This window comes from Pseudomonas sp. B15(2017) (genome assembly GCF_002113215.1).
Taxonomy (GTDB): Bacteria; Pseudomonadota; Gammaproteobacteria; order Pseudomonadales; family Pseudomonadaceae; genus Aquipseudomonas.
Genome location: NZ_NEJZ01000022.1, coordinates 26,584 through 53,006, shown reverse-complemented (window position 1 = coordinate 53,006; position 26,423 = coordinate 26,584). Strand labels below are relative to the sequence as shown.

General features: G+C 62.2%; 26 protein-coding genes. 7 read left to right on the top strand and 19 right to left on the bottom strand.

All coding sequences use genetic code 11. The features are described from left to right. Positions 1-125 precede the first annotated feature (125 nt). Positions 126-494: a hypothetical protein gene (locus tag CAF73_RS26525; protein ID WP_085698607.1), complete on the top strand. Its 369-nt coding sequence runs from the start codon at positions 126-128 to the stop codon at positions 492-494. Here the strand turns inward: CAF73_RS26525 and CAF73_RS26520 are convergent. From CAF73_RS26520 to CAF73_RS26500, 5 genes are all read right to left on the bottom strand, one after another. Continuing rightward, positions 485-1,915 (bottom strand): sigma-54 dependent transcriptional regulator, encoded by a 1,431-nt coding sequence (locus CAF73_RS26520; protein ID WP_085698606.1) that lies wholly within the window; start codon positions 1,913-1,915, stop codon positions 485-487. The genes CAF73_RS26525 and CAF73_RS26520 overlap by 10 nt on opposite strands. After that, the gene (locus CAF73_RS26515) at positions 1,884-3,377 is read right to left on the bottom strand and encodes an ATP-binding protein (protein WP_085704863.1); all 1,494 of its coding nucleotides are present in this window, start codon (positions 3,375-3,377) and stop codon (positions 1,884-1,886) included. Before CAF73_RS26515 ends, CAF73_RS26520 begins: the two co-directional genes overlap by 32 nt. A gap of 104 nt (positions 3,378-3,481) precedes the next feature. Further along, positions 3,482-4,552 (bottom strand): SCO family protein, encoded by a 1,071-nt coding sequence (locus CAF73_RS26510; RefSeq protein WP_371918984.1) that lies wholly within the window; start codon positions 4,550-4,552, stop codon positions 3,482-3,484. A 17-nt stretch (positions 4,553-4,569) separates the two neighbouring features. Next, entirely contained in the window at positions 4,570-7,377 is a 2,808-nt protein-coding gene (locus tag CAF73_RS26505; protein ID WP_085698603.1) for a multicopper oxidase domain-containing protein, read from the bottom strand. Positions 7,378-7,536: 159 nt separating this feature from the next. Beyond that, entirely contained in the window at positions 7,537-8,985 is a 1,449-nt protein-coding gene (locus tag CAF73_RS26500) for a sensor histidine kinase (protein WP_085698602.1), read from the bottom strand. 287 nt (positions 8,986-9,272) lie between these two features. Here CAF73_RS26500 and CAF73_RS26495 point away from each other — a divergent pair, with 287 nt between their 5' ends. From CAF73_RS26495 to CAF73_RS26470, 6 genes are all read left to right on the top strand, one after another. Further along, complete coding sequence (locus CAF73_RS26495) at positions 9,273-10,619, top strand: hypothetical protein (RefSeq protein WP_085698601.1); 1,347 nt, start codon at positions 9,273-9,275, stop codon at positions 10,617-10,619. 35 nt (positions 10,620-10,654) lie between these two features. Beyond that, positions 10,655-12,889: an Ig-like domain-containing protein gene (locus tag CAF73_RS26490; protein ID WP_085704859.1), complete on the top strand. Its 2,235-nt coding sequence runs from the start codon at positions 10,655-10,657 to the stop codon at positions 12,887-12,889. Between the two features lie 93 nt (positions 12,890-12,982). Further along, positions 12,983-13,447, top strand: coding sequence for a curlin (locus CAF73_RS26485; RefSeq protein ID WP_064595177.1), 465 nt, complete (start codon positions 12,983-12,985; stop codon positions 13,445-13,447). Between the two features lie 26 nt (positions 13,448-13,473). Then, the gene (locus CAF73_RS26480; protein ID WP_085704857.1) at positions 13,474-14,925 is read left to right on the top strand and encodes a curlin; all 1,452 of its coding nucleotides are present in this window, start codon (positions 13,474-13,476) and stop codon (positions 14,923-14,925) included. A 271-nt stretch (positions 14,926-15,196) separates the two neighbouring features. Further along, entirely contained in the window at positions 15,197-15,403 is a 207-nt protein-coding gene (locus CAF73_RS26475; protein WP_039767856.1) for a hypothetical protein, read from the top strand. After that, on the top strand, positions 15,393-15,677 hold the full coding sequence (locus tag CAF73_RS26470) for a type II toxin-antitoxin system RelE/ParE family toxin (RefSeq protein ID WP_080770598.1): 285 nt from the start codon (positions 15,393-15,395) through the stop codon (positions 15,675-15,677). The genes CAF73_RS26475 and CAF73_RS26470 overlap by 11 nt, the downstream gene beginning before the upstream one ends. A gap of 140 nt (positions 15,678-15,817) precedes the next feature. On the opposite strand, the gene CAF73_RS26465 is transcribed toward CAF73_RS26470, so the two are convergent. The 14 genes from CAF73_RS26465 to CAF73_RS26400 form a co-directional block, all read right to left on the bottom strand. Further along, positions 15,818-16,009 (bottom strand): antitoxin, encoded by a 192-nt coding sequence (locus CAF73_RS26465; protein ID WP_085698598.1) that lies wholly within the window; start codon positions 16,007-16,009, stop codon positions 15,818-15,820. Positions 16,010-16,082: 73 nt separating this feature from the next. Next, a complete protein-coding gene (locus tag CAF73_RS26460; protein WP_085704922.1) occupies positions 16,083-16,463 on the bottom strand; it encodes a DUF6124 family protein in 381 nt (126 codons plus the stop codon). Positions 16,464-17,347: 884 nt separating this feature from the next. Beyond that, positions 17,348-18,208, bottom strand: coding sequence for a CsgG/HfaB family protein (locus tag CAF73_RS26455; RefSeq protein ID WP_085704855.1), 861 nt, complete (start codon positions 18,206-18,208; stop codon positions 17,348-17,350). A gap of 29 nt (positions 18,209-18,237) precedes the next feature. Beyond that, on the bottom strand, positions 18,238-18,669 hold the full coding sequence (locus CAF73_RS26450) for a curli assembly protein CsgF (protein WP_007956141.1): 432 nt from the start codon (positions 18,667-18,669) through the stop codon (positions 18,238-18,240). After that, positions 18,666-19,058, bottom strand: coding sequence for a curli production assembly/transport protein CsgE (csgE, locus tag CAF73_RS26445; RefSeq protein WP_085698595.1), 393 nt, complete (start codon positions 19,056-19,058; stop codon positions 18,666-18,668). Before csgE ends, CAF73_RS26450 begins: the two co-directional genes overlap by 4 nt. Beyond that, the gene (locus CAF73_RS26440) at positions 19,055-19,606 is read right to left on the bottom strand and encodes a type II secretion system protein (RefSeq protein WP_085704853.1); all 552 of its coding nucleotides are present in this window, start codon (positions 19,604-19,606) and stop codon (positions 19,055-19,057) included. Before CAF73_RS26440 ends, csgE begins: the two co-directional genes overlap by 4 nt. Beyond that, on the bottom strand, positions 19,581-19,955 hold the full coding sequence (locus CAF73_RS26435) for a type II secretion system protein (RefSeq protein WP_011333435.1): 375 nt from the start codon (positions 19,953-19,955) through the stop codon (positions 19,581-19,583). The genes CAF73_RS26440 and CAF73_RS26435 overlap by 26 nt, the downstream gene beginning before the upstream one ends. 5 nt (positions 19,956-19,960) lie before the next feature. Continuing rightward, complete coding sequence (locus tag CAF73_RS26430) at positions 19,961-20,434, bottom strand: type II secretion system protein (protein WP_007956136.1); 474 nt, start codon at positions 20,432-20,434, stop codon at positions 19,961-19,963. A gap of 2 nt (positions 20,435-20,436) precedes the next feature. Then, the gene (locus CAF73_RS26425; protein ID WP_085704851.1) at positions 20,437-22,284 is read right to left on the bottom strand and encodes a secretin N-terminal domain-containing protein; all 1,848 of its coding nucleotides are present in this window, start codon (positions 22,282-22,284) and stop codon (positions 20,437-20,439) included. After that, complete coding sequence (locus CAF73_RS26420) at positions 22,281-22,799, bottom strand: hypothetical protein (RefSeq protein ID WP_085704849.1); 519 nt, start codon at positions 22,797-22,799, stop codon at positions 22,281-22,283. Before CAF73_RS26420 ends, CAF73_RS26425 begins: the two co-directional genes overlap by 4 nt. Continuing rightward, complete coding sequence (locus CAF73_RS26415) at positions 22,799-23,347, bottom strand: GspMb/PilO family protein (protein WP_085698590.1); 549 nt, start codon at positions 23,345-23,347, stop codon at positions 22,799-22,801. Before CAF73_RS26415 ends, CAF73_RS26420 begins: the two co-directional genes overlap by 1 nt. After that, the gene (locus tag CAF73_RS26410; RefSeq protein ID WP_085704847.1) at positions 23,334-23,879 is read right to left on the bottom strand and encodes a PilN domain-containing protein; all 546 of its coding nucleotides are present in this window, start codon (positions 23,877-23,879) and stop codon (positions 23,334-23,336) included. The genes CAF73_RS26415 and CAF73_RS26410 overlap by 14 nt, the downstream gene beginning before the upstream one ends. A 1-nt stretch (position 23,880) precedes the next feature. Then, on the bottom strand, positions 23,881-24,684 hold the full coding sequence (locus CAF73_RS26405) for a hypothetical protein (RefSeq protein ID WP_085704845.1): 804 nt from the start codon (positions 24,682-24,684) through the stop codon (positions 23,881-23,883). Continuing rightward, positions 24,665-26,386 carry a GspE/PulE family protein gene (locus CAF73_RS26400; RefSeq protein WP_085704843.1) on the bottom strand — a complete coding sequence of 574 codons (1,722 nt, stop codon included), beginning with the start codon at positions 26,384-26,386 and terminating at the stop codon, positions 24,665-24,667. The genes CAF73_RS26405 and CAF73_RS26400 overlap by 20 nt, the downstream gene beginning before the upstream one ends. Positions 26,387-26,423: the final 37 nt, after the last annotated feature.

The following is a 26,423-nucleotide window of genomic DNA, read 5'->3' as shown; positions in this document are numbered from 1 at the left end:
GTCTAGTTCAGCCTCGCGCTACAGGTTGTTGCGAACTTGTAAGCCGACAACACTTGCACCAACGCCTGCATCACGGACAGCTATAGTTAATAGCCTTGGGGAAATCCGCTTCCACAGGTGCTGCCATGGGAATGTTCAGTCGATTGCTGCTGTCCGTTTGTCTACTCGCCGCCACTCAGGCTCAGGCGCTGGACAGCAACTTCAATTACTACGGTTCCGACCAGCCTTTCGCCCACCCCGCTCCGCCGTCGCTGTCCGCTCAGCCACCCCGGCCGTTCGATGACACGCCGCCGCAGGATTTCATCGTCATCCCGGATCGCCACGTGTTCCATGACTCGCAACTGCCCACAGTGGCCGATGCGACGGTGCGGGTGTTCATCCGCACCTACGATGCCGAGCGCGGCATTTACGTCAACGACGAAGTGCTGGACCCGACGTGCGTGCTCGAATGCCTGAGCCCGCCGAATCCACGCAGCAACGCCGTTTACCACTGACGCTTGTCCGGACGGGCCAGGCCGAGTTTTTCGATGCGGTAGCGCAGCATGTCGCGGCTCAGGCCCAACAGGCGCGCCGATTTGGTGACGTTCCAGTCGGTCTTGTCGAGCATCTTGCGCACCATGTCGCGTTCGACTTCCGGCAGGTTCATCGACTCGGTGTTGCTCGCCGGACGTGGTTCGAAATGCTGCACTTCGTGCTGATGCTGCGGTGGCAGGTCATCGCACAGACTCATGCAGACATTCAGTTGATGCGCGGCGATGGTGTCGTTCGGCGCCAGCAACACGGTCTGTTCGAGCATGTTGCGCAATTCGCGCACATTGCCCGGCCAGGTGTAACTGAGCAGCAGTTGCTCGGCCTGATCGCTGAAATGCAGGTTCGGTTTGCCGTAGCGCTTGCCGTGGCTGGCGAGGAAGTGCCGGGCCAGCAGCAGGATGTCTTCGCCACGGGCATACAGACGCGGCACCTTGATCGAGATGATCCGCAAACGGAAAAACAGATCACGGCGAAACTTGCCCTGCTGGACCATCTGCTCAAGGTTGCAATTGGTGGCGCTGATCACCCGCAGGTTGACCTTGCGCTCCTTCACCGAGCCGACCCGGCGGATGGTCCGATCCTCGAGCAGTTTGAGCAGCTTGGCCTGCAACAGCAGGTCCATTTCGCCGATCTCGTCAAGGAACAAGGTGCCGCCGTCCGCCGCTTCCACCAGTCCGACCCGGCGATCCTTGGCGTCGGTGAATGCGCCTTTCTCGTGGCCGAACAGTTCTGACTCCACCAGGTTGGACGGAATCGACGCACAGTTGAATTCAACGAACGGGCCCTTGCTGCGCGGACCGTCGAAGTGCAGCGCGCGGGCCACCAGTTCCTTGCCGGTACCGGTCTCACCTTCCACCAGTACCGGCGGCAGGTCGGTGTTGGCCATGCGCCGCTCGGCGTCGAGCAACTGGCCGATGGTGTTTTTCAGGTACTGCATCGGCGACGACTCGCCGATCAGCGCCTGCACGCCGGATTTCTGCGCTTCGCGCTCCTGGTAGAACGACAGCGTGCGCTCCATCCGTTCGGTGGCCAGGGCCTTGTCCAGCAGCAGTTTGAGTTCCGGCAGCGCGACCGGTTTTGTGACGTAATGAAAGGCGCCCTCCTTCATGGCGACCACCGCGTCTTCGACGTTGCCGTAACCGGTCATCATGATCACTTTCAGTTCCGGCGCGCTGATGCGCAGCTTCTGGATCAGATCGTGACCGCTCATGCCCGGCAGCGAGTTGTCGGTCAGGACGATGTCCGGCATGAAACTTTCCAGCTGCGTCAGCGCGTCCTCGGCCGAGTGGCAGACCGTCACCTCGAAGTCTTTGCGCTCCAGGTAGGTCTGAATATTCTCGGCCAGCAGTTCGTCATCCTCGACCAGCAGAATGCTGTGTTCCATATTCCCCTCCCGATGCCACTCTAAAGTTGAGACTGACGCGGGTTCCTTCCTGCTCCCGGCTGGTCAGCACGACCGAACCCTGAAACCGCTCCATGATTCTTTTGACCAGCGCCAGGCCGACCCCGAGGCCGCCCTGTTTGGTGGTGAAAAACGGTTTGAACACCAGTTGTTGCTGCTGCGCGCTCATGCCTCTGCCGGTGTCGCTCAGGGTCATGCGCACATGACCGGTGTGCGGTGTTTCAATCTCGACACTCAGTACGCCCCCCTTGGGCATCGCTTCCAGGGCGTTGGCAAACAGGCTATTGAGAATTTGCGTCAGCAGCACCTTTTGGCTGATGACCGGCGGGCAATTTTGTGGCGTGAATCGCACTTCGACGCCATTGCGCCGGATCAACGCGTCAAACGCCCCCAGGGTGTCCTCGACCGCCGCCAGCAGTTCCACCGCCTCGCCGTCGTCACTCATCGGACGCAACGACACCAACAGCTCGCGCACCCAGCGCGACATGCGGTCGACCTGGCTGATGATGTCGCCGATATTGCGCTGCGCACCGGGGCTGGCGACTTCCTGGGCCAGTTCGGCGCTGGAGCGAATGGTCGCCAGCGGATTGCGCAAACTGTGGGCCACCGCCGAGGACATCTCGCCCAGGGCGACAAAGGTTTCGTTACTGATCAGTTGCCGTTGCTGGCTCTGCAGCAGGGTCGAGGCGCGCCGCACGATCCAGAACAGCCCCAGGTAAATCACCGCGCCGCCGAGGAGGGTCGCGGCCCAGATCGAAGCGAACCCTCGATCGATGCGGTCCACCAGATCCGCCGGTTCCTTGTAGATTTCCACCATGGCGACCACTTTGCTTTTGTCGGCGTTGAACATCGGAATGTAGTTTTCGATGAACAGGTATTTCGGTTCCCGCGACAGCCGCTGCTCGGGTTTTTCATCGTCGATCTTGTGATAGCTGGAAGACACCGGGACTTTCATCTCGAACGACTCATCCAGTTCGTCGTCGTCTTCAAACTTGACGTTGATCAGCTCGGGGTTGGTCGACCAGATGACCGTGCGATCCAGGGCATACACCGTGGCCAGCAACACGTCGGGCAGGTGTTCGACATGATCGAGAAACTCCGCGCGGGCCGCGGCATGGGCCAATTGATCGACGTCGGGGTAATTCTGATCCTGGCGCGGGTCGAGCATTTCGCCCATGGTCCGTTGCGGCGTGATGTTGGCGTGGCGCATTTCCGCATCGCCGATGGCCTGCACGAACTGCGCGGTGAGCAGTGCATCGCGCTCCACGCTTTCGGTAACCACGAAGCGCGTGGAGATATAACCCAGCCCCAGCGCCACGGCCGCGATGATGAAAAAACTGGCCAGCGAGAACCAGCGCAGGAGGTTGAACTGTCTGCCCCAACTCTTGATGGCTGCCAACGCCACGTTCGGCGCTGCTGTTTTTTGTTCTTCCAGTCGCTGCATGGGAATGCCCTGGCGTTTTTGTGTCGAGCCCGTTACAGCCGCCTTCTCGAATGAGTGTAGGTGGCAATGACCGTGGCATACGGTTCAATGATGCTATTTAGCCGCTACTGCATACGACTCACCGCTTCGCTGGCAGAGCCCGGTTTTACTGGCGTCAACGCCCCGTCGGCCAAGGGTTGCACGGACGGATGCTGACGCTCGGTTTCGGCACTCAGAAAGTCGATGATCGACTGCGCCGAAGCCTCGTCCAGACGCAGATTCGGCATCGGGATGCGCTCGTATTGCTCGAACAGTTGCAGTGCGATCGGGTCTTTCTCCGCCAGCACGCGATCCGGTTCGCGGATCCAGCGATTGAGCCAGGCCGGGTCAAGCTGGCGGGTCACGCCGATCAGGTCCGGGCCGATGTTGCGCATGCCGATGCCCTCGCCGTCCTGCGGGCCGAGGCTGTGACACGAAGCGCAACGGGTGCGGAACAGTTCTTCGCCATTGCTCGGCGGACGGATCTGCGGGGCGTCGGCATAGCTTTCTTCAGTGCTGGCCTGTTTCCAGTTCTGCAAGGTATTGGCGAGCTGATCGGCGAGGATCCACGGGTTCTCGAACGGCGAGGCTTTCATCCAGCGCCCGGTGCTCTGGTTACCGACAATCAGGCTCAGGTTGTGATCCTTGGTGCGGCCGTTGTCGACGCCTTCGATGAACAGCCCGAGCTTCTTGCGCAGCTCGGTGACGTCTTCGAATTCACCCGTGAGGAATTTCCAGCCAGGAGCGACCTTGAAGCGTTGCGAATAGGCCTTGAGCACTTGGGGGGTGTCGCTCAGCGGATCGATGGTGATCGAGTAGAAGAAAATGTCTTTGCCGACCCGGTCCCCCAGCAGCTTCTGCACCTGGCGCAGGCGCGCGGTTTCCAGCGGGCAGGAGTCGCTGCACGAGGTGAAGATGAAGTTGATCACCACCACTTTGTCTTTGATCAGGTCATCGAAAAAACGCACCTGCCGACCGTCCTGATCGGTCAGCAGGGTGTTGGGGAAATAGTCGCCACCCCACGGGGTGGCGGATTCGCTGGCGCCGTCGGGCTGCGACTGATGGGCGATGAGCACCTGACTGCCAAGCAGGCAGGTGACCAGCACCAGAATCAGGTGCATGCCCAGGGCGCGGGAGCGCGGCGTTGGCTGGGTCATGTCGGCTCCCTCCCTGCTCATGGTTTCACGGTCACTTGCGGGCCGAAGCCGTCGCCGGTGCGGAAGGTCGGCAGCGCGGCGGAGTTGACGTAGCGCACGCCATCCCAGCTCGGTAGCGGCGTCGGCATCAACTGCAGTTGCCCGGGTTTTTCCAGGTCCCAGCGCAGCAGCATCGAGTTGTCCTCATGCTGGGTGTTGTGACAGTGCTCCATGTAGGTCCCGGCAAACTCGCGGAAGTTGATCGCCATCTCGACGTTATCCAGCCCGTCGGCTTCCGAACCGATCCGGTAGACGTCCTTGCGGGCCCATTTTTCCCACTCAGGCGGAGCCTTGCCGCCACGGCTGAGGATGATGCCTTCCTCAAAGTGCACGTGCACCGGATGGCTCCAGCCCTTGCCGCCGGCCTTGATACTCCACACCTCCAGGGTGCCGATACCGCTGACCCCGGCGTCGGTCGGGCCGCTGGCCAGTTTGGTCGAGGCATTCAACCGGCGCGGGTCCATGTGAAAGCCGAAACCGCCATCGGTCTTGATCGTCCACGGCGCTTCGTCGGTGCCGTCGGCGCGACCGAAGATGAAGGTCCGGTGCAGTGCCCTGGCGAGCAAGGCCTTGTCGGCAGCGTTGTCGCGGTGGATCTTCAGCGGAATCATTACCATGCCTTCGGCCTTGCCCGGTTTGGCCGGCTCGTAGGCCGCCGGGTCCATGGCCAGGTCCTGACCGGTGTAGGCCTTGACGTTGAGTTGCAGGACTTTGCCCACCACCGGGTCACCCCTGTCCCACTGCGGCCCCTTGCTGGTCTGCTTGATCACCGGCAGGTATTTCTCCGAGAGCACGTCGGCCAGCGGGATCACTTCTTTCGGGCCTTTGCCGTCGTCCTGGGCTTGCAGGTTGACGAAGAACAGCTTGTCACCCGGCTTGATGCCGTTTTTCGCGAAGTTGACGATGATGTCGAACCGCTCGGCGATGCCCTGGGTCGGCAGAATCGCATTGTGGTTCTGTTTGTCGCCGTCGGCATCAAGGTCCATCGAACCGTCGAACGGCACGCTGTGTTCCATGATGTTGCCGTCGTTGGCGATCATGTGGAACGGCACACGGCTGTACGACACACCGGCGTTTTTCGGCCCCGGGAATTCGCCGCCGTTGCCTTTGACTTCACGCACCAGCGCGAACTTGAAGTAGCGCGATACCGAACCGTTGAGGATGCGGAAGCGATAGCTGCGCGCCCTCACATCGAGGGTCGGTTTCCATTGCCAGTTGACCAGCACCTGGTCGCCGATGAAGCCATCGGTGTTGAACGGGTTGAACCACAACTGACCTTGCTGATCCCAGGCCTTGTCGGCGAACACCAGGTTGACGTCGTAGTCGCGGTTGCCCCACGGCAACGCGCTACCGCTGGGGAAACGCAGGTTGACGCCGTCGTTCACCGATTCATTGCCGCGATCCAGGGCGCTGTAGTAGTTCATCATCGCCGCGTTGCCCTTGTAGACGTTCTGCGCGGTGAAATCGAGCATGTGGTCGTGGAACCAGTGGGTGCTCATGGTTTCGCGCCAGTCGCCACGAATCTTGATGGTGCCGTGGTCGCAGGTCTTTTTCGCAGGCTGCACGTCGTTGACCCACAGGGTTTCACCCGGCGCGCACGGGAATGCCGCGCGTGGGTCTTCAGCCTTGGTGTTGATGCTGTCGTAACCGGCGAGCTGGATCGGCCAGCGATAGTCGTAGTACTGGCCGGGAAAGAAGAACGCGTTGGCATAACCATCGCTTTCTGCCGGCGCGTGGCCGTTATGCTCGTGGGTGGTGATGGTGTGCAGACCGAAACCGCGGTTGGCGGAAGGGTCGATCGGCAAGCCGTTGTAGTGACGCATCAGCACCGGTTGGCCGTAGCGCACCATCAACAGTTTCGGTGGCAGCGTGCCGTCAAAGGTCCACACCGAATTATGGTCCTGCACCGGCATCGCCGGGTGGAAGCGCGCATCGACACCCTTGGCCGTGCCATCGGTCGCAGGCACACCCGCGACGTTATGGTACAGACCACCGGGGCCGAACTCGCCAACCGCATAACCGTGCATTTGCCGACTGTCACGCAGGCCGCCGTTCAGCCGCGCACCGGTCTGCACGGTCTTGTAGGCGACTTGCGGGTAGAACTCGTTCCAGCGCTGGTGGGCCCAGCCTTTTCCCGGTGGCCGGCCTTCGGCAGAAGAGCCGATATGACGGTTGAGGAACAGTTCGATCTGCGCCTGCCACGGGTTGCGGTCAACCACGTTGGCAAACTGGCTCGGGAATGGCGTGAGCCCCGGCTGACGCAAAAACGCGTCCAGCGCGGTGCCGGGAGGCGCACTGCGGGCGATGTTGTTCGGGTCCTGCGCCGGTGCCGGGCCGATGGCCGCTGGCGGGAAACTCAAGGGTGCTGCCGGTGTGGTGGGGTCGAGTTTTTCCGGGCCGAATTCTTCGAACAGCACCAGTTGCTGAGTGAACGGCTGGGCACCGTACAGTGGGCTCGGCTTGCCGTTGGTGGGGTAATTGAAACTGGTCTGGACAGCGGGCGGCAGGATGTTTTCCGTGCGCGTCGTGTTGCGCGTGCCTTTGACCCCATCGGGCAGATCGAAGGAGTCTTCGTTGGCCTCGGGCATCGTCAGGATGGCGTTGAGTGCCGCCGGTTCATCGGCCGGCTCGTCGTAGTACGCCGACGGGTCGGACGCTTCCGGCTGGTTTTCGTCGTCGATCGGACTCGCTCGAACCCCGGACATATTACCGAGGGTCAACATCAGAACGACGCTCAGTGGCGTCAACAGGAATAGCTTTTTGGGGTCACGCGTTGTTCTGTCCATCACCAACCGCCTCATCTAAGGAAGGGGTGATGATGTTTTGCAATTACCTCGCCAAAAAATCTTTTCCAGTTGTAACAGTGGCTTGCGCGCGCTGTTGCATTCCCCACTCCCCGGTGACCGGGGCCTGACACCCACTGCTGGGGGAAAGTTCACCCCAACTTACTGAATGAGCTGAAACGCCAGACGAACGGTGGTGCCTTCGCCTTCGCGGCTGTCCAGACTCACACCGCCGCCGAAGCGCTCCATGATCCGTTTGACCAGCACCAGCCCAACGCCAAGGCCGCCCTGTTTGGTGGTGAAGAACGGCCGGAACGCCATGCTGCGCTGTTCTTCGTTCATGCCTTTGCCGGTGTCGCTGAGCATGACGATCACGCCACGGCTGTCGCCCGGTTCGAGGGTGATAGTCAGCGTGCCGCCCTTGTCCATCGCTTCCAGCGCGTTCGCCAGCAGGCTGTTGAGGATCTGTGCGAGCTGCACCGGCTGACTCAGCACCATCGGCGTCTGCTGGGGATGAAACACCACGTGCACGCCGGCCTTGGCGATCTGCTGCTCGAACGCCATCAGGCTGTCGTGCAGCGCCGCCACCAGATTCACCGGTTCCGGGTCATCATTGAGCGGTCGCAACGATTGCAGCAGCTCGCGCACCCACTTCGACATGCGATCGACCTGGCCGATGATGTCCTTGATGTTTTTCTGCGCAGGTCCCGCATCGAACTCCAGCGCCAGCTCGGCACTGGAACGGATGGTCGCCAGCGGGTTGCGCAGGCTGTGAGCCACCGCCGAAGACATCTCACCCAGGGCGACAAACGTTTCGTTGGCGATCAGTTGTTTTTGCTGGGCTGCCAGCAGGATTGCCGCCCGGCGCACGATCCAGTACAGCCCCAGATAAATCAGTCCGCCGCCCAGCGCGGTGGCCAGCCAGATCAGTGCCAACCCGCGCTCCATGCGGGCGATCAAGTCTTTGGGCTCTTTATAGATCTCGACCATCGCCGTGACGTTCTTGCCCTCGGCGTCGAACAGCGGGATGTAGTTTTCGATGAAGATGTATTCCGGCGGCACCACGAATTTCTGCTCTTCACGGGCCTTGTCTACATCGTGATAGCTGGCCGACACCGGAATCCTTTGATCGAACGCCCGGTCGAGGTCTTCGTCGGCATGAATGCGGGTGTTGACCAGTGCGGGATTGGTCGACCAGATCACGGTTCGATCCGGCGCATAAACGTTGGCAAGGATCACATCCGGCAAATGTTCGATGTGATCAAGAAATTCGCCCCGCGCGCTGGCCCTGGCTTGCGGGTTCACATCGGGAAAGTCGTTGTCCTGACGAGGGTCAAGCAGCTCCCCCATGGTGCGGATATTGGGGATCGAGACGTGGCGCACTTCGGCCGAGGCGATGGCCTGAATGAACTGCGCGGTCAGCAAGGCATCGCGCTGCACGCTTTCCTCGATCACGAACCGTGTCGACACCGCCCCCAGCGCTACTGCCACAGTGCCGATCACCGCCATGCTGATCAGTGAAAACCAGCGCAACAGGTTGAACGACTGTTTGGGCGAGCTCAGCCGCTGGCTGCCCTGCTCGACCGGTAGCGATGTTGACTGCATGTTCATGGCGGCGACTTCCCGATACGTCCCTATAGGGTTATAGCCCACGGTTGGGTGTTTGCCCGGATGCGGGTCCCCACAAGCCCCCGGATAACCAGCGCCCTCCCCACAATCCCCAATGCTGGGGAAAGTCGCCCTGTCCGGGCGGGCGTCCCTGTCCCCCACGGCAAGCCGCGAACCCTTGCGCCACGGGCCTTTGCCGCCAGCTGGCGCGTCGTTGGTATGGAAGTTGTAAAGCCCTCTGCAACTGACCCATCCCCAAGGGGCAGGTACTTTGATAGAGGGATTAACTCATGCACCCTTTACTGTCCAAAACCGCGACCGTCCTGGTCGTAAGCGCCTTGGCCCAGGGCATTGCCCAGGCCGCTCTGTTCGCCGTCGACCCGGGTCCCTACACACCGGCCAATGGCGGTTTCGCCAGCTGGTATCAGGACACCCACGGTCGCACCCTGGATCTGTGCCTGTCCAAAGCGCTCAGCTCCCGCGTGCCAAGCACACCGGGCGCCCCGTCGTACATGTGCTCGCTGTTGCCGACCCCCGGCGTGTTCGATGACACGCAACCGCTCGTATTCCCCACCAACTTCCCCGATGAAGCATTCTGGTTCACCGGCGATACTTCCATCGTCGATGCGGCACGCGGCATCGACCTGACTTACGTCAGCGCCGTCGAGGCCGCGTTCGGGGGCGGCGACCCTGCGGAAGGCGACCAGATCAGCTTCGCGCGGATCCGCATCCGGGTCGACGTGCCCACCGCCGGCACCTACGTCATCACCCACCCCTACGGCGTCGATGTGTTCACCGTCGACACCCCCGGTCGCCGCGCGATCAACATGACTCGCGACATCGGCATCGGCACCCCGCAAACCTACGACGGCGCGCTCAAGGGTGACATCGGTCCATTCCTGCGCAGCGTCAACGGGCCTTACACCGAGACCAACCCATTGACCGGTGCGGCCGAGCAGTTTGTCGGCGACCCGAACCTCAACGAAGCGGTGACCGGCAGCCCGTTCAACACCAACTACGTGCGGATCGAAGGCCCGGGGGGCATAGACCTGCGCACCACGACCTTCGCCGTGTCCGGCAAGTTGTCGACGGTGGTGCGGCCAACCCCGCTGATTGCGCAGCGCAGCACCTACTCGCGCAAACCCGGCGACAGTGCGCCGGTGGCCCAGCAAGACGTATTTGTCCAGGCGCCGCCAGCGCCCGGTACCGCCGCCATCACCAGCAGCACACCCGTGGTGAACATGACAGAAGCCGACAGCACCGGCAGCTGGTACGCGCAATCGGCGGTCAACCCGGCCTTGCCGACCGTGCTGCAAGTGACCGCCGACAACCACCTGGCGATCGCCACCAGTTCACCGACCACCCTGCCCATGACCCTGACCGACCTGGTGGTGATCCAGCGCGCCGAGTACAGCCTCAGTTCCGGGCAATTGACTGTGGAGGCTTCGACCAGTGACGAAACTTCGCCACCGGTACTCACCGCGACCTCCGGCACCGGCGCCACCATCGGTGCGCTGGGCGGTGATGGCGCGGTGAAAACCCTGTCCACCGGGATCACGCCGATTCCACCGGCCAGGGTTCGGGTGACGTCGTCCAACGGCGGCAGCGATACCGAAGAAGTGGTCATCGTGCAATGAACGCTCACATGCCCAGATCCGCATCAGGAGGCATCATGAACAAGTGGCCACGTTTCGCGCTCAACGCGCTCGGGCTGACAATCTCGCTGACCGGCAGTGCGTTCGCGCAACTGGCCGCCGTCGATCCCGGCCCCTACACCTTCGCCACCGGGAAATTCCCGATGTGGTACCAGGACAACAATCAACTGTCGATGGAGCTCTGCCAGTCCCGCGCCGCCAGTTCGCGGGTGCCGGTCAGCACCCCGCCGGCGTACATGTGCACCCTGCTGCCGGAACCGGGCGTGTTCGATGACACCTTGCCGATGGTGTTTCCCGACAACTGGCCACCGGAAGCCTTCTGGTTCCTGGCGGAAACCAACATCCCGAACAACGGCGCCGGTTTCGGTGTGGATGCCTACGTGGCCGGTATCGAAGCGGCGTTCGCCTCGGGAAATCCGGTCGATGGCGATCAGCAAAGCTTCGCGCGGATCCGCATCCGGGTGAACGTCCCGGTGGCCGGCACCTACACCATCACCCACCCGTACGGTGTTGAAACCGTCAATGTCACCACGCCGGGCCGGCGGGCAATCAACATCACCAAAGACATCGGTATCGGCGCCCCGGGCAACTTCAGCGGTGCGCTCAACGGGGCCATCGGCCCATTTCTGCGCAGCATCAACGGCCCGTACACCGAAGTGAACCCGGACACCGGCGGCATCGAAACCTTTGTCGGCGACCCGAACCTCACCGAAGCGGTGACCGGCAGCCCGTTCAACACCAACTTTCTGCGGATCGATGGTCCGTCGGGTGCCGGCTCGATTCAGACCAACCTGTTCACGGTCGCCGGCAAGGTCCTCGACAACCGGCAACAGACCCATGTCGCCGTCGACCGCGCCACTTATCGCCGTACTTCGGCCGGTGTGCGCGCCGAGGTGTTCGCCGAGGCCGACAGCAGCTCGACCCTGTGCTTCCGTGAAACGTTGGCGTTGCTGCCCGGCCCACCGCCGACGCCTTGCCAGACCAGCCTGCTGGGTGACAACAACGGGCTGTTCTTCGGCCAGCGTCTGGGCACCGGTACCCTGCCGTCGGTGGTGGTCGTGACCGCGACCAACCCGGCCGGCACGACCCGTCCGACCGCCGTTTCGGCCAAGCTCACCGACGTGGTGAAAATCCAGACCGCCCGCTACAGCTGGGCCGACCACAGCCTGTTGATCGAAGCCACCTCGACCGATGAAGTCGCGGTGCCGGACATGGTCGCGCAAGGTTACGGACGCCTTTCGAAATCCGGGACTTTGCAAAAAATCACCGTGGCCGACCTGACCCAGCCTCCGGCCACCGTCACGGTCAAGTCCGCCGCCGGCGGCAGCGACACCGAGCCAGTGGTGGTGGTCGGTACCGCACCGGACACCGGCGAGAACCAGGCACCGCTAGCCGTTGCAGACACCGGCAGCACCAGCTTCGGCGTGCCGATCACCCTCAGCCTGTTGACCAACGACAGCGACCCGGACAACAACGTGCCGCTGACCATTACCGCGCTGACGCAACCGGCCGCAGGCCAGGGCACCGTCGCGCTGAGCGGCACCACCTCGGTGGTCTACACCCCGCCAGCCGTGGTCAACACTCCGCTGACCACCACCTTCACCTACAAGGCCCAGGACAGCAAAGGCCTGGCCTCGGCCAACCCGGCGACCGTGACGATCTCCGTCGCGCCCAACCGGCCACCGACCGCCGTCGCCGACAGCGTTGCCACGCTGGGTGTCGCAATCCCGATCAACGTCCTGGCCAACGACACCGATCCGGAAGGCAACACACCGCTGGGCGTCGCCAGCCTGACCCAACCGCCGGCAGGACGCGGCACGGTCAGCACCGACGGTACGGTGATCACCTACACCCCACCGGCCACCGTGACCACAGCCTTCACCACGACCTTCACCTACATCGCCCGGGACAGCTTCGGCGCCCAGTCGACGCCGGCGACCGTCACGGTGCAAGTGTCGCCACGGCCAGCGGCGGAAACCTTCACGATCACCACCTCGACCGTGCAGGCCCGCTCCGGCGGACGCTTCAACTGGGACTTCGCCGGGACCTCCTCGGTGACCACCGGCAACACCATCACCGTGCAGGTCACCACCCCGACCGGGTTGGTAACGCTGGGTAGCACCACGGTACCGGTGACCGGACGCTGGCGGCTGACGCTGAACAACACGCTGGTCGTGCCGTCAGCCAACCCGACCGCCACCATCCGTTCGTCCCAGGGCACCGTTCGCACCGTATCGGTGACCACGCTCTGAGCCCGTGCCCCACCCACCCCACACCGTTCAATGCGCAGTGGGTGGGGCCCGCTCAGCCCGGATTTCGGATTCAGGAAAACACAGGACAACGCCATGAACACGCCGACCGCCGCCCTGCTTTGCCTGCTCGCCCTGTGCGTCAGTGCGGGCGTGCGCGCCGACGACCTGATGGAAAACGATGACCTGGCGCCCAACAGCGCCGATCTCGGCGAACTGCCGCCCCCCGTGGGCCAGCAAGCCCTGATCGACCAGAACGGCCAGGTCAACCTTGCCCTGCTCTCGCAGAACGGTCAGTCGCTGCTGGGCAGAATCGTGCAGTCGGGCAGCAATCAGGAGGCGTACATCCTGCAACAAGGCAGCGACCTGATGGCCTTGATCACCCAAAACGGCTCCGGCAACGCCGCGTCCATCACGCAAACCGGCAGCCACAACCGTGCGCAGATTTCGCAAAACGGCAACAACAACGACGCCAGCATCGAGCAGGCGGGCACGGGGCTGCAAAGCGCCGTGACCCAGTCGGGCAACGGCATGAGCGTTTCGGTCAAGCAATATCGCTAAGCACTGCAATCATCGGAGAGTTCATCATGTTCAAACTGACGCCCCTCACCGCCGCCATCCTGGTCATGATCAGTGCCCAGGCCATGGCCGACGACAGCATTTCCACCCAGAGCCAGCTCGGCACCGCCAACATCGCTGATGTGAAGCAGACCCAGGCCCCGTTCAGCACCGCGACCCAGACCCAACTGGGCCAGGGCAACAACGCCGCCGCCGTGCAAGATACCGCCACCAGCGTCATCACCCAGGACGCGGTCGGCGACTACAACGCCGGTTACGCCGAACAGCTGTATGAAGACAACAGCACCATCACCCAACAACAGACCGGCGCCTTCAACACCGCCCACGCCAGCCAGTCCCTCGGTTTCGGCGCCGGCAACCAGGCCCTGCAACAACAGCAAGGCACCGGCAACTTCTCGTTCGTCTACCAGGACTCGCAGAACGGCAGCGAAGGCAAGACCTTCCAGTTCGGCGACAGCAACGAAGCCAACATCGAGCAACTGTACGAAGGCACCGGCAACAGCTCGGTGATTACCCAATACGGCACCGCCAACTACGGCACCGCCGAACAAGTACTGCACAACGGCGGCCAGATCGGCATCAACCAGGCCGGTGAAACCAACTACGCCTATGGCGACCAGCGCAACGGCACCGGCGGCAACATCACCATCAACCAGTTCGGCAACCTCAACGGCAGCGAAATCTGGCAAGACTCGCAACTGGCCAGCCAAGCCACCGTCAACCAGTACGGCGACAGCAACGAAACCGTGGTCGACCAGAGCTATGGCGAAAACAACACCGCCGCCGTCACCCAGGTCGGCAACACCAACGCCATCTATGCCGACCAGTTCGAGTCGGTCAACTCGACCCTGGCGCTCTATCAAGTCGGCAACGGCAACGTGCATTACACCTACCAGAACGGCGACAGCCACACCCTCAACGCCACCTCGGTGGGCAACGACAACAAGGTCTACGCCAGCAACTGGAAAGGCCCGCAACACGGCGGCCAGTTCGGCAGCAACCAGCGTGCGACGGTCAATCAGGCCGGCAACGGCAACATCGCCAGCTTCACCCAGGACGGCGTCGGCCACATCATGACCACCAACCAGACCGGGACCGGCAACAAAACCACGGTCAGCCAGGCGGACTCCTACAACGAGCTGTACTTCGACCAGAACGGCAGCGACAACATCCTCATCGCCGACCAGCGCGGCACCACCAACCTGGTTCAGGGCTCGTCGAACGGCTCGGGCAACAGCGCCGAATTCGATCAATCCGGCACTGGCAACCAGGCCTACACCGCGCAGCTGTACGGCAGCGACAACATGATCACGGTCAAACAGGCTGACACCATGAACGTGGCGTACGTGACCCAGGGCGGGACCGGGAACATTGCCAATGTGGATCAGAGCGGGATGACGCAGACCGCGAATATTCAACAGTTCGGGTCGGCTAACCAGGCGACAGTGTTGCAGCAGTAAGGGTTGGGTGTTGAAAAACCGCGACCTGTTGAGGGTCGCGGTTTTTTTTTGCGCTGACGCTTGAGTGGCGTCCTACGGAAAACATACCGTTTTCAGAAAATCGGGGACTTTTCTGACGAATTCTGGCGGTTGGCCGTCGGAAGTGCAGGCTCTAGGATTTGCCGGGACAACTTGATCCTCATGGAGCTTGGCCAACATGCAATTCATCCAGACAGCGACGACAGCGATACCGTTAGCGAATAGACTTCCAGGCACCCAATCCGGAGGTTCCATGATCGACCCGTCTTTGATCGACCCACTGTGCCCGGTTGTTTCGGATCTTGCTCCTGAGGAACAGGCTGCGAGTTATGACCGTTGGTTTCGGGCCGAAGTACAGGCCTCTCTCGATGATCCGCGTCCGAGTATTCCCCATGAGCAAGTGATGGCGGAAATAAACGCCTTGATGGAATCAATGCGCAAAAGCGCTGATGCAGATTAAGTGGCGACCCAAGGCTCGGGTCGAACTCTCGAAAATACTGAAGTACATTGGCGAGCGAAATTTTGTAGCGGCGACAGCACTTCACAAGTCAGTCGTAAAAACTACATCTGCGCTTCCTTGGCATCCACACCTGTATCGCAAAGGTCGCTCTCCCGGCACTCGGGAGATTGTGGTAAGCCCGAACTATCTCGTCGTTTATCAAGTGGCGGACCGAATTGAGATTGTGAGCATCTTGCATGCGCGTCAGGAATACCCTCGACGCGACCCCAGTTAAGATCGCGTCCTCGTATCAACACGAAAAACCGTGCTTCCCGTGGAAGTACGGTTTTTTTGTATCTCAGTACTCAGCTAATTGAGATGAAATATGCGATTTATAGCGGCTCGAGCCTTCTTGCCGTCAGCAACGCAAAGCACTTATATCGCCTCAAGCTTTCTTCGTTTTTCCTCCATCAGGGCCGACATTTCAGCAATCACCTGCTCATTCGGAATGCTGGGTCGTGGGTCATCGATTGAAGCCTGTACTTTGGCAATCAACCAGCGGTCGTAGCTGGCGGCCTGCTCTTCGCTTTCGAAGTCCGCAACGACTTCTGAAATCAGGGGATTCATGGTGGCTCCAGTTTGAATGTGAAAAACGCGACCCATTACTGGGCCGCGTTTTTTTTATTGGGGATGTGATGGATCAGCCCTTCAGTTCGACGTGATCCAAGGCCTGATTCACGGCCAGTTCACCCAGCATGAGGATCTGCGCGATGCCCAGGGCGGTCTTGCGGTGGGCCGGGTCGAGGGTAGCGGCGAAGTTGTTGAGCATTTCGCTGGCCGAGCCCAGGGATTCACTGGCGTTGGCGAGCAGGGATTCGGTGTTGTAGGCCGGGTTGGCGAGGTACATCGGGGCGGGTTCGTTGACGCTGCCCATGATGTGGGCGCCGGGGCAGAGGTAATGATCGAGGGCGCGTTCGGCGGCTTCGTGGAGTTTTTTCGAGTTGATGGAGGTGTATGGGGAGGTTGGGTCGGTTTCGAGGTTGGATTGGGTTTCGGGTGGGTTTGGCGTTGGTTTTTTCATGGTCATTTCGTCCTCATTGATGATTGCAGCCGGCCCAATCGACTTCCAGGAAGAATGGGTGGCAGCTGTACGCGGGCTGGAAATCCGGGGGAGAACGCGACCCGGCAGACATAAATGTCTCCCGCGCACAGCCGCCATAACAGCGTGCACACAATGAAGGTGCGCAAGCATACGTTATGAACAGCGTTTTCGCCTTCTCACATTCCCGGGTTTCCAGGCCCGGCCGCTGAATTGGCAGCGACCGAAACAGGCTAGAGCCCGCGCTTCCGACGGACAACCTGAAAACCTTGTGGGAAGGATCGCTGAAACAGACACAACTTTTAAACATTCGAGAATGGAACGCGGAGCGTCCCGGGCTGCATTCCCACGCGGAGCGTGGGAACGATCAATCGAGTGCGGACGCTCGCTACCGCACCAGTCTCACGTACAGCCGAAAGTGATCTGTCGTCTGTCAGGCCGCCCTCGCGAGCAAGCTCGCTCCCACAGAAAAGCAGGAGCCAAACAACCCGGCTCCAGCTTTTGCTTCTCACCACTCAACACAATGAGCGTTAGCTCGAGTACCGCTTTTGACGTACCGGCCCCTTCGGCAGGCTGAGTGGAGGGATTTATCCGGGGGTGGGAGCGCAGCGACCGTGCGGCGAAGCCGCATGCATCGAGAGGAGGTGCAGCGAAGCAAACCGTAGGCGATGCCCCCGGATGAATCCCGGAGCGAAGGAACCCCGAGCCCCAGCGAGGGGCCGAACGCCGGGGCCCAGACCTTTGGTTACTTTGGGGCGTTTGCCAAAGTGACCCGCCGTAAGGGCGGAACCGTCAGCGGCCGCACCCAAAGAAACGGATATTCACACCCCCCCAAAGGAACCTGGTCGGCCCAAAGGCCGCCACGTTCACTCCGCATCCGGATCAATCTTGTTCTGAGTCAGGTACCGATTCAAAACATCATCCTGCGAAGGCGTAGAAGCATCCCCCGCCACCTGCCACAACCGCCGCTCAATCCCCTGCGCCAGCAAATGCCCCACCGCCGCCTCGATCGCCGACAACACACAAAGCTGAGCCGGCTCATTGGTCGTGTACCCCGCCTCAGCCTCAAGCAACTTCTTGAACTCGATAAACTTGAACACCCCGGCACTGCGTGCCACCGAATAAATCGTCTTGCTGGTCATCACATTCGCCAACACCTGCCCGCTGCGCACATCCACCGCGCGCAAATTCACAGTCACCTGATCCACCCGATACTCCCGGGTCAGATCAATCCCCAGATACCGCGCGCCTTCCCCACCGCTGCGCACGTTGGTGTCGTAAGCGATGATCCCGCCCTCGAGCATCATGTTCGCCGCCTGCAACGGTGGCAGCTCACCCTGAATATTCACCGGCGTATTCGGCTTCTTCTGCGACGCCCGAATGATCTTGCGTTCCGTCAGCAGGTTCTGCAGCCCTTCCCGCTCAAGCACCACAAACCAGCCACTGGCCTGCATCGCGTCCATCAGCATCGACGCCGCGCCCTGGGTCACGCTGGTGGAAAACGAACTCGCCGGCGTCGGTTTGTACTGCCCGGTCTGGTCACGGAAGCCGTACACCACCGCCATCAGCCGGCCCTTGGGTCGCGGCATTTTCAGCAAGTCGTAATAAGTCGAGGCCCTGGGGGTCAGGGTCGGGGTCTCGGTGTCCTGCTCGGCCGGCATCGGCTCGCGCAGACTGCACCCTTGTAATGCTGCCAACATCAGCCCTAGCGCGATTATTTTGTTCATGTCCATCACTCCCCGGAACCATCATCCCGTCATGGATTGAGGCCGTTCACCTGAATTTCGGAAACTTCGCCACTCGCTCGGTCGGTCACTTCAATCGTGAGTGCCCCCGAGTCATCAACGACGTTGACGATAAAAGCGTCGGTAGACAGGCTCCCCGTGTTGCCGGTGGAGATGTTGTCCAGCAGTTGCCCCAGCAACCGCGACTGCAATTGACTGGTGAAACGTTCGAGTGCCGAGGTGCCGGCCACCGTCGAGCGCTTCTTGAGATCCGGATCGTCGTGGTCGTTTTGTGCCTGGGCGTTGTTGAGCAGCCAGGTGCCGTTGAGCGGGTTGCCGCCGAACGACGGGTTGACCGGCGTGTAGACCAGTTCGGTGGCCTGGACGGCAGCGGCGCTGGCAAGCCCGATCAACAACCCCGAGATCCAGAATCCGCTGCGCCGTGAGAACGTTGTCGTGTTCATAGTTCGTCCTTCTCAAGGTCGGTGGTGTCCTGCAACAGGGCTTCCAGCTTGCGCCGGACGACCTCCAGGCGAACCGAGTCGGCGGCCTCGTAGGCCTCGTCCTTCAGTTCCACGGTGTTCGGCGGCAGGAAGCGCCGATACACCAGGCGTTGTTGATATTCGACGGTCACAAGGCTGCCCCAGCGCGCGTCGGGGCGCTCGCGCACCACCAGGTTGAAGTCCATGCGGCTGGTGTCGCGCAGGCGTTCGCTGAACGAGTAGTAAAAGTCGTGGCCGATGTGCGAGATCGTGTCGTCGACGATGAAGCCCATCATTTCGTCTTCCTCGCTGGCGATGGCGCAGGCCGCCGCTAGCGAGAGGATCAACGCGCACCACCCTTTTGCGTTCATGGCTGCAACGCCTGCGGCAGGGCCGACTGGCCTTTGGCCGGGCCCCCGCTGCCGGAGCCGGCGCCATCGAGAAAGGCTTTCTCGGCCACGAACTGCCAGTCCGAATAACGCTGCATGCCCTCGAAATCCGACCACTGCGACGGGAAGTCCGCCTGCTTCAACGGCACCTCGGTGGAGGCACTATTGATGCCGGTGATGCGCCCGTCGAAGCCGCGTTGCAGTGCCCACTCGCCGCCACCGATCGGGTCTGGATAGAGTTGGCGGATATGGTGACGCGCCTCGGGAAAACGCTCGTCATCGAGCAGGTCCACCAGTTCTTTCGGGTACTGCGCCAGCCCCGGCGAACTGCGGTAGTAGCTGCGCAGCGCCTGGGCGTATTGGGTGCCGACCCACAGCAGTTGCTTCTCGCGATCGCGGCGCGACACGGTCGACCACAACTCGCCGGCACTGGCCAGGCCCATGCCCATGATCACGATCAGGAACAGCACGCCCAGGTAGGTGAACCCACCCTGCTCCGCGTGCTTACCACTCGGAATACTGGCTGCCATCGCGCGCCCTCCCGGTAGCTCCGCTCTTGATGTCGGCAACGCCGCCCGCCACGCCGTCCGGTGGAGCGATCAGCACCCATTGGTCATTGCGTTCGGTGATCGGGTCCAGCGGCGCGTTGCGCAGGTAACGCATCTCCACCAGTTGCTCAATGGAGTCGGGATAGCGCCCGGTGTCGCCGTAGTAGTGATCCAGCGCCTCGCGCATGGCCGACAGGCTCTGGTGCAATGTGGTCTCTTTCGAGGCCTCAAGGCTGTTGAAGTAGCGCGGCAAGGCGATGGTCATCAGGGTCGCGATGATCGCCATCACCACCATCAGCTCGAGCAAGGTAAACCCCTTTTCCCGGCGCATGAGAGTCACCACTCGCGGTACGCGATACCGTTGAGACCCTTGCCCCGGGCATGGGAGTAGACGTCGAACACGTCTTCGCCATCGCGCGGGTTCTGGGCCGAACTGTTGTAGGCCCGCAGGCCCCAACCGCCGTTGTCGTCACGCTTGGCCGGCACCAGCGGATCCCGCGGTATCCGGCGCAGAAAATAGAACTTCGCCCCCTTGGCGCTGCGCACGTCGCGCACGCCTTCGACCAGCACTTTCAGGTTCGGCGGATAGCCGCTGCTGTTCAGGGATTTCTCGATGTAGCCGGCATCGAAGGCACGCTTGTAGGCGTCGATGCCATCGCGGATCTGATACAGCGCGGTACGCAGTTCCTGCTCCTTGCCACGCCGTACCAGGGTTTCGGTCAGCGGCGCGGCCATGCCGGCCAGCAGGCCGATCAGGGCCAGCGTCACCACGACTTCGATCAAGGTAAAACCGCGCTGGGAGGCGTTCATGATCAAGGCTTCTCGACGGTTACACGGGTGGTGGCCACGGCCGCTTCACCGACTGCACGAGGCTGCGCGGCAGGCGCTGGCATCGAGTAGCTTTGCGAGCGATCCGGCGCCTGGATGTGCATGCTGGTTTCGGTGCCGGTGGGGAATTCCATGTCCGACGGGCTCTGGTACGGCAGGTTGCGCACGATCCGTGGGGTGATCGAGAGCACCAGTTCCGATTTGCCGATCGTGTCCTTGTTGCTGCCGAACAGCCGGCCCAGACCGGGAATGTCGCCGAGGCCCGGAATCTTGTTGCCGGTGGCGCCGTGGTCGTTGCGCATCAGGCCGGCGAGGATCTGGGTTTCGCCGTCATGCAGGCGCAGCGAGGTCTGGGCATTGCGGGTATCGACCTGCACCGGAATCGTCCCTTGGCGGGTCGGCTCCAGCGGCGTGGCGTTACTCACTTCCAGGGCGATCTTGATCGCCACTTCATTGTTCAGGTGCACGGTCGGCTGCACTTCGAGCTTCAGACCGACGTCGAGGTAGGTCACGCTTTCGGTGATCACCGGGCCTTGAGTCGAAGGCACCGAGGTGGCGCTGATGATCGGCACGCGCTGACCGATGTGGATGCGCGCCTGTTCGCGGTTGCTGACGCGGATCACCGGGCTGGCCAGGGTGTTGATGTCGTTGTCCTGGGCATTGATCTTTGCTTGCGGCGACGGCGAGATCGAAATCCGGCTGGAGTTGATGCCTTTCAGTTGATCGAGAATGGTCACCGCCGAACCGTCGCTGTTGACCACCCCGAAGGTGTTCGGCCATTGCAGGCCGAGGTCGAGAATGCGCTGGGTGGCAACTTCCATCACTTCCACTTCCAGCACCACTTCGGGGTTGGACTGGTCTTGCGACTGCAGGAGTTTCTCGGCCATGCGCACCGCGTCTTCGGTGTCACGCATGGTCAGGGTGTTGAGGCGTTCGTCGACGAACACGTCGCGGGTCTTGAGCATGGTTTTGATCATGTTCAGCGCGGTGTTGGCGTCGATGCTGGTCAGGTAGAAGGTGCGCATCACCAGCTCTTGATAGTCCTTCAGCTTCTGCGGCGAGTCCGGAAAGATCAGCAAGGTGTTTTCGTTCACCACTTTCTGGTGCAACTGGTTCTGTTGCAGCAGCAGTTGCACGGCGTCTTCGATGCGCACGTCACGCACGAAGATCGTGGCTTTCATGTCCGGGCGCAGGTCCTTGTCGAAGATGAAGTTCAGGCCGGCGACCTGCGACAGCACTTCGAAAATGGTCTTGAGGTTGGCGTCGCGAAATTCCAGGGTCACCGGGCGGTCGAGCCGGGTGCGCAGTTGCGGGTACTGGACCACGTTGCGGCTCTGCACCAGACGAATATTGCCTTGCAGCTCCAGCGCGCCTTCGTTGGTCGGGTCGAGTTCGAGTACCTGTTTCACCTGGCGGTCGGCGCCGTAAATGTCACCCCGGCGCAGGTCGCCACGGGCCAGTTCGATCTTTTCGTCCATGCTGCGCAAGTATTCGAGCTGGCGCAGTGCGTCCTGGGCGCGGCGGTTGTTGGGCTCGATGGTCAGCACGCGGTTGTAGGCGGTACGCGCCGAAGCGAAATCGCGGCGGGCGCGGTCGGTGTCGCCGGAGGTCAACAGCGCAGTGATTGCCTTGGCCCGGCCGCTGTTGAGCAGCAGGTGCAACTCGGTGTCGCGCGGATTTTCCCGCAAGCCTTCCTCGATCCGGGCCAGGCCCGCCTCGTACTGCCCCTGATCGATCAGGTCGGCGGCTTCCTTGTTGGCGACCTGCGCGGAACTGCACGCGGCCAGCCCGGCACACAGGCCCAGGCTCATCAGCAAACGGGATCTGTTCATTGCGTACTCCCCACAGACAAGGTCTGCGACAAATGCAAAGGCAGGTAGACCAGGCTCAGTTCCAGATCGGAAATCGCCGCAATCTTCCAGGTGTCGTCGATCACATCCCCGCTGCGCACGACGTAGATTTTCTCGCCGTCCTGCAAAAACACCTGCAGGTCGCTGCGGTCATGCAGCCTGCCGACGAACTGGAACGGCACCGGTGGCAGGCTCGGGGCTTGCACCACCGGGGTCGGGTTGATCGCTTGTTCGGTGACCGTCGCCAAAGTCGGCGCGGCCTTCCAGGATTTGCTCGCAAACAGATCGCCGGCCGGGCTCAGGTCCTTGATCGGCGCCGCATCCGCCTTGGCGCTGCTGGCGGGCAACGCGCCACGGGCAGTGGTTTTCGCCGGGCTGGCCACGGCAACCTCGGTCGAATCCGCCTCGTCGCTCGGCGAGAAATATTCCGGCAACCAGGCCAGCGCCGCCGCCACGCCGAAGAATGCCACCCAGCCGGTTATGCGTTTGCTGTCCATCACGACCTCGACAGATAGAGGGTCATACGGATCCGGCCGCTGAGGTCGGTGTCGGCGATTTTCTTGCGCTGAAACTCGACGTCCTCCACCACCACCGCCGGCAACTGGCCGAGCAAGGCATGCAGGAAGCGGCGCAGTTGCGGGTAGCTGCCGCGCACCGGCAACAGGATCTGGTAGCGCGCCAGATGCGTCTTGGGATCGACGCCGAGGGCGTATTCACCGCGCGCCAGGGTGATGTGTTCCTGAGCGGCCAGGGCGTAGATGCGGTCGATGGCGACTGTGGCTTGCGGCTGGGCCGGCAGCTTGTTGCGAAAATCGTCGAGCTGACGTTGCGGCACCACGGGCGGCGCGATGCTGCCGTCCTCGACTCTGGCCAGGTATTCGCTGGCCTCTTGGGTTTGCTGGCTGAGCTGTTGCAGCGATTGCCAGCCCGGCAGCAAACCGCCGAGTGCCCAGGCAACCGTGACCAGCAGCAGCGCCAGTCCGGCCAGGCCTGGAACACCGAGACCTTGCAGGTACTCGTGAACGATCAGTCTAGGGATTCGCATCGCCCATCTCCCAAGTCGCCGACAGGTTGAATTGCACCGGTTGCTCCGGCGATTTGACGACGATTTCGTGGCTTAGCAGCGACACGTCGGACAGCTCGTCACTGGCTTCCAGCCGTTTGTGAAAATCCAGCATCGCTTGCAGATCCCGCGCCTCGGCGCTGATCCGCACCTGGCCCTTGCGTGCATCCGGAGTCAGGGTCAGCAAGGCGATGTCATCGCGGGGCATGGCTTCGAGCATGGCGAACAGGCGCTCCCAGGGGCGGCGCAGTTGCTGCGAGACCTTGCGCATTTCGGCGAGGTTCTGCGCCTGCTCGCGGGTTTCTGCCGGGCTCAGCGTGGTCTTGGCGCCGCTGTCGCCGGTGAGCTGGCGCTGGGTGTGTTGCAAGTGACCTTGCTGTTGTTCGGCCTGATCGTCGAGGTGCTGCTGCACGCCGAAGCACGCCAGCGCAAGGAATACGCCGCCGCCGAACAGGCTCCAGCCCAACGGGCTGGAACGCGGACGAGGCTGGAAGTCGAGGTTCAAGGCGCGCATGTCAGGCCACCGCCCGGGACATGACGTACAAGGCGTCACGCACGGTCATCGATTCGTCTTCGAGGGTGCGCAGGTGCACCCCCGCCACAGCCGGTTGCGCATCGAGGCGTGCCGGGGCGTGCAGGTAAACGTTGAAGGCGCGCTCGCTGGTGGAAGCTTGCAATTGCCGTTCGCGACCGATCAGCGCGCTGAGTGCCGCGTCGCTGTCGCTGCCGCCCACCGAGCGCACCGACGACCAGCGCCCTTCCCTTGCCAGCAGCAACACGCTGCGTTGCGGTTCGGCGACGATGAACAGGAAGTCACCGGCGTCGAGGCTTTTGTCGAAGCGGTTGAACGCGGTCATCAGGTACGGCTGCACCGAGCGCAGACGAAGGCCGCGACCCGTGACCAGCGTGCGCAGGCGTTCCAGCAAATCCTGTGGCAAGGCGCTGGCGATCCGGTCATGCCCGGCCGGCTCGGCCGACAACACCAGACTCCACGGTTGGGTCGGTGCGCCGAACAGGTCTTCGAAGCACAACCGGGCGAAGCCGCGCAGTTCTTCAGGGCTGCTGATCTGTTCGCTCCAGGGCACCAGGCAAAAGCGGCTGAAATGGCCGGAGATCACCACGCTCAGCTCGGCACCGGCACGGGTGTGTTCGCCGAGCAGACGGTCGAGGGTATCCAGCGCCACCGCGTAGCTCTGGAAGCCTTCGTCGATGTAGCCGACGCTGCCCAGCCACAGGGTGTCGCTGCCCCGGCGCTGGCCGAGGCCGACACCGCTGGCGCCGAGCACGGCGATAAACTGATCACGCGATAAAAGTGACACGATTGATCTCCTCCAGCGTGGTCCGACCGTGCTCCACCAGCTCCAGCGCCGATTCGCGCAACAGGCGCAAACCACGGGCGCAGGCCAGGGCTTTGATCTGGGTGATGGGTTGGCGCTCGACGATCATCTGCCGCAGTTCGTCGTCCAGATGCAGCAGCTCGGCAATCGCCGTCCGACCGCGATAGCCGCTGCCGCGGCAGTGGCCGCAGCCTTTGCCGTGGACGAAGTGGTAGTGATCGACTTGCTGTGGATCGAGGCCCGAGGCACGCAGCTCTTCATCGCTCGGGTTGACCGGTGTGCTGCAACTGCTGCACACCAGCCGGATCAGGCGCTGGGCGAGAATCGCGTTGAGCGCCGACACCAGACTGTAGGGGTCGATTTCCATCTGGGTAAAACGACCGATCACGTCGAACACGTTGTTGGCGTGAATGGTGGTGAACACCAGGTGCCCGGTGAGTGCCGATTGCACGGCGATCTGCGCGGTGTCCGGGTCGCGGATCTCGCCGACCATGATCTTGTCCGGGTCGTGACGCAGGATCGAGCGCAGGCCACGGGCGAAGGTCAGGCCCTTCTTCTCGTTGACCGGAATTTGCAACACCCCCGGCAGCTGATATTCCACCGGGTCTTCGATGGTGATGATCTTGTCCACACCGTGGTTGATCTCGGTGATCATCGCGTACAGCGTGGTGGTCTTGCCGCTGCCGGTGGGGCCGGTCACCAGCACCATGCCGTAGGGTTCGGCAGCCAGACGGCGCAATTGACGCAGGGTTTCGTCTTCAAAGCCCAGCGCCTGAAGTTGTACGCCGCAGACCTTGTCGGCCAGGTCCTGTTTGTCCAGCACCCGCAGCACCGCGTCTTCGCCGAAGATGCTCGGCATGATCGACACCCGGAAGTCGATCTGCCGGCCGCTGATGCCGATCTTGAAGCGACCGTCCTGGGGCACGCGTTTTTCGCCGATGTCCAGTTCGGCCATGACCTTGACCCGCGAGATCACCTGCTCGGCGAACTCGCTGCCCTGGATCTTGCCGATGTTGTTCAGCACGCCGTCGATCCGGTACTTGATCACCAGGCCATGGCCGGTGGTGCCGAGGTGGATGTCGCTGGCGTGCATTTTCAGCGCGTCGTACAGGGTCGAGTTGACCAGTTTCACCACCACGCTCGAGTCTTCGCTGATGCTGGTCAGCGACAGGCTTTGCAGGGTGTCGGTCTCGCTGCCGGCATCGGCCTGGGCGTTGAGCGATTCGACGGCGTGGAAGCTTTCTTCGTGGCGGGCCAGATAGGCCTTGAGGTCGTCGGCGTGCACCAGGTACAGCGGCGCGCCGTGCAGGCATTCGTCGATCCAGGCCAGGCGCGACGTGTCGAAGGGGTCGGCGAAGACGCCGATGACTTCGTCGTTGTGGCGCAGCAGGATGAATTCACGTTTGAGGCATTGCGCGAGGGTGACCCGGTCGAACACCGGGGTCGCCAGAAACAGCGTGTCGGTGTCGAGCACCGGGTAATGCAGGGTGGCGCCAAGGCTGGCAATGAACGGCATCGGCGCCAGCTCACAGAGCACGGCCAGCGCATCGAGCACCCGTTCCCCGGAAGTGCTGGCCCGTGCCCGGGCCTGGGCCAGTTGCTCACTGGAAAAGCGGGGCGGGGTCTGTGCCTCCTGTGGAGGAGTGACCGACAGCGGTTCGACGACAACGGACAGACGATCCATGGCTTGCTCTCCAACACCCGGGGCTTGAGGCCCTGAC

Bases quoted from the DNA above. Each gene is read 5' to 3' on its own strand.
- CAF73_RS26525 (WP_085698607.1), top strand. From the start codon at position 126: ATGGGAATGTTCAGTCGATTGCTGCTGTCCGTTTGTCTACTCGCCGCC.
- CAF73_RS26500 (WP_085698602.1), bottom strand. From the start codon at position 8,985: ATGAACATGCAGTCAACATCGCTACCGGTCGAGCAGGGCAGCCAGCGG.
- CAF73_RS26515 (WP_085704863.1), bottom strand. From the start codon at position 3,377: ATGCAGCGACTGGAAGAACAAAAAACAGCAGCGCCGAACGTGGCGTTG.
- CAF73_RS26420 (WP_085704849.1), bottom strand. From the start codon at position 22,799: ATGGACAGCAAACGCATAACCGGCTGGGTGGCATTCTTCGGCGTGGCG.
- CAF73_RS26470 (WP_080770598.1), top strand. From the start codon at position 15,393: ATGCAGATTAAGTGGCGACCCAAGGCTCGGGTCGAACTCTCGAAAATA.
- CAF73_RS26475 (WP_039767856.1), top strand. From the start codon at position 15,197: ATGATCGACCCGTCTTTGATCGACCCACTGTGCCCGGTTGTTTCGGAT.
- CAF73_RS26465 (WP_085698598.1), bottom strand. From the start codon at position 16,009: ATGAATCCCCTGATTTCAGAAGTCGTTGCGGACTTCGAAAGCGAAGAG.
- CAF73_RS26505 (WP_085698603.1), bottom strand. From the start codon at position 7,377: ATGGACAGAACAACGCGTGACCCCAAAAAGCTATTCCTGTTGACGCCA.
- CAF73_RS26415 (WP_085698590.1), bottom strand. From the start codon at position 23,347: ATGCGAATCCCTAGACTGATCGTTCACGAGTACCTGCAAGGTCTCGGT.
- CAF73_RS26485 (WP_064595177.1), top strand. From the start codon at position 12,983: ATGAACACGCCGACCGCCGCCCTGCTTTGCCTGCTCGCCCTGTGCGTC.
- CAF73_RS26410 (WP_085704847.1), bottom strand. From the start codon at position 23,879: ATGCGCGCCTTGAACCTCGACTTCCAGCCTCGTCCGCGTTCCAGCCCG.
- csgE (WP_085698595.1), bottom strand. From the start codon at position 19,058: ATGAACGCAAAAGGGTGGTGCGCGTTGATCCTCTCGCTAGCGGCGGCC.
- CAF73_RS26520 (WP_085698606.1), bottom strand. From the start codon at position 1,915: ATGGAACACAGCATTCTGCTGGTCGAGGATGACGAACTGCTGGCCGAG.
- CAF73_RS26435 (WP_011333435.1), bottom strand. From the start codon at position 19,955: ATGCGCCGGGAAAAGGGGTTTACCTTGCTCGAGCTGATGGTGGTGATG.
- CAF73_RS26460 (WP_085704922.1), bottom strand. From the start codon at position 16,463: ATGAAAAAACCAACGCCAAACCCACCCGAAACCCAATCCAACCTCGAA.
- CAF73_RS26495 (WP_085698601.1), top strand. From the start codon at position 9,273: ATGCACCCTTTACTGTCCAAAACCGCGACCGTCCTGGTCGTAAGCGCC.
- CAF73_RS26455 (WP_085704855.1), bottom strand. From the start codon at position 18,208: ATGAACAAAATAATCGCGCTAGGGCTGATGTTGGCAGCATTACAAGGG.
- CAF73_RS26480 (WP_085704857.1), top strand. From the start codon at position 13,474: ATGTTCAAACTGACGCCCCTCACCGCCGCCATCCTGGTCATGATCAGT.
- CAF73_RS26490 (WP_085704859.1), top strand. From the start codon at position 10,655: ATGAACAAGTGGCCACGTTTCGCGCTCAACGCGCTCGGGCTGACAATC.
- CAF73_RS26450 (WP_007956141.1), bottom strand. From the start codon at position 18,669: ATGAACACGACAACGTTCTCACGGCGCAGCGGATTCTGGATCTCGGGG.
- CAF73_RS26400 (WP_085704843.1), bottom strand. From the start codon at position 26,386: ATGGATCGTCTGTCCGTTGTCGTCGAACCGCTGTCGGTCACTCCTCCA.
- CAF73_RS26425 (WP_085704851.1), bottom strand. From the start codon at position 22,284: ATGAACAGATCCCGTTTGCTGATGAGCCTGGGCCTGTGTGCCGGGCTG.
- CAF73_RS26440 (WP_085704853.1), bottom strand. From the start codon at position 19,606: ATGGCAGCCAGTATTCCGAGTGGTAAGCACGCGGAGCAGGGTGGGTTC.
- CAF73_RS26430 (WP_007956136.1), bottom strand. From the start codon at position 20,434: ATGAACGCCTCCCAGCGCGGTTTTACCTTGATCGAAGTCGTGGTGACG.
- CAF73_RS26510 (WP_371918984.1), bottom strand. From the start codon at position 4,552: ATGACCCAGCCAACGCCGCGCTCCCGCGCCCTGGGCATGCACCTGATT.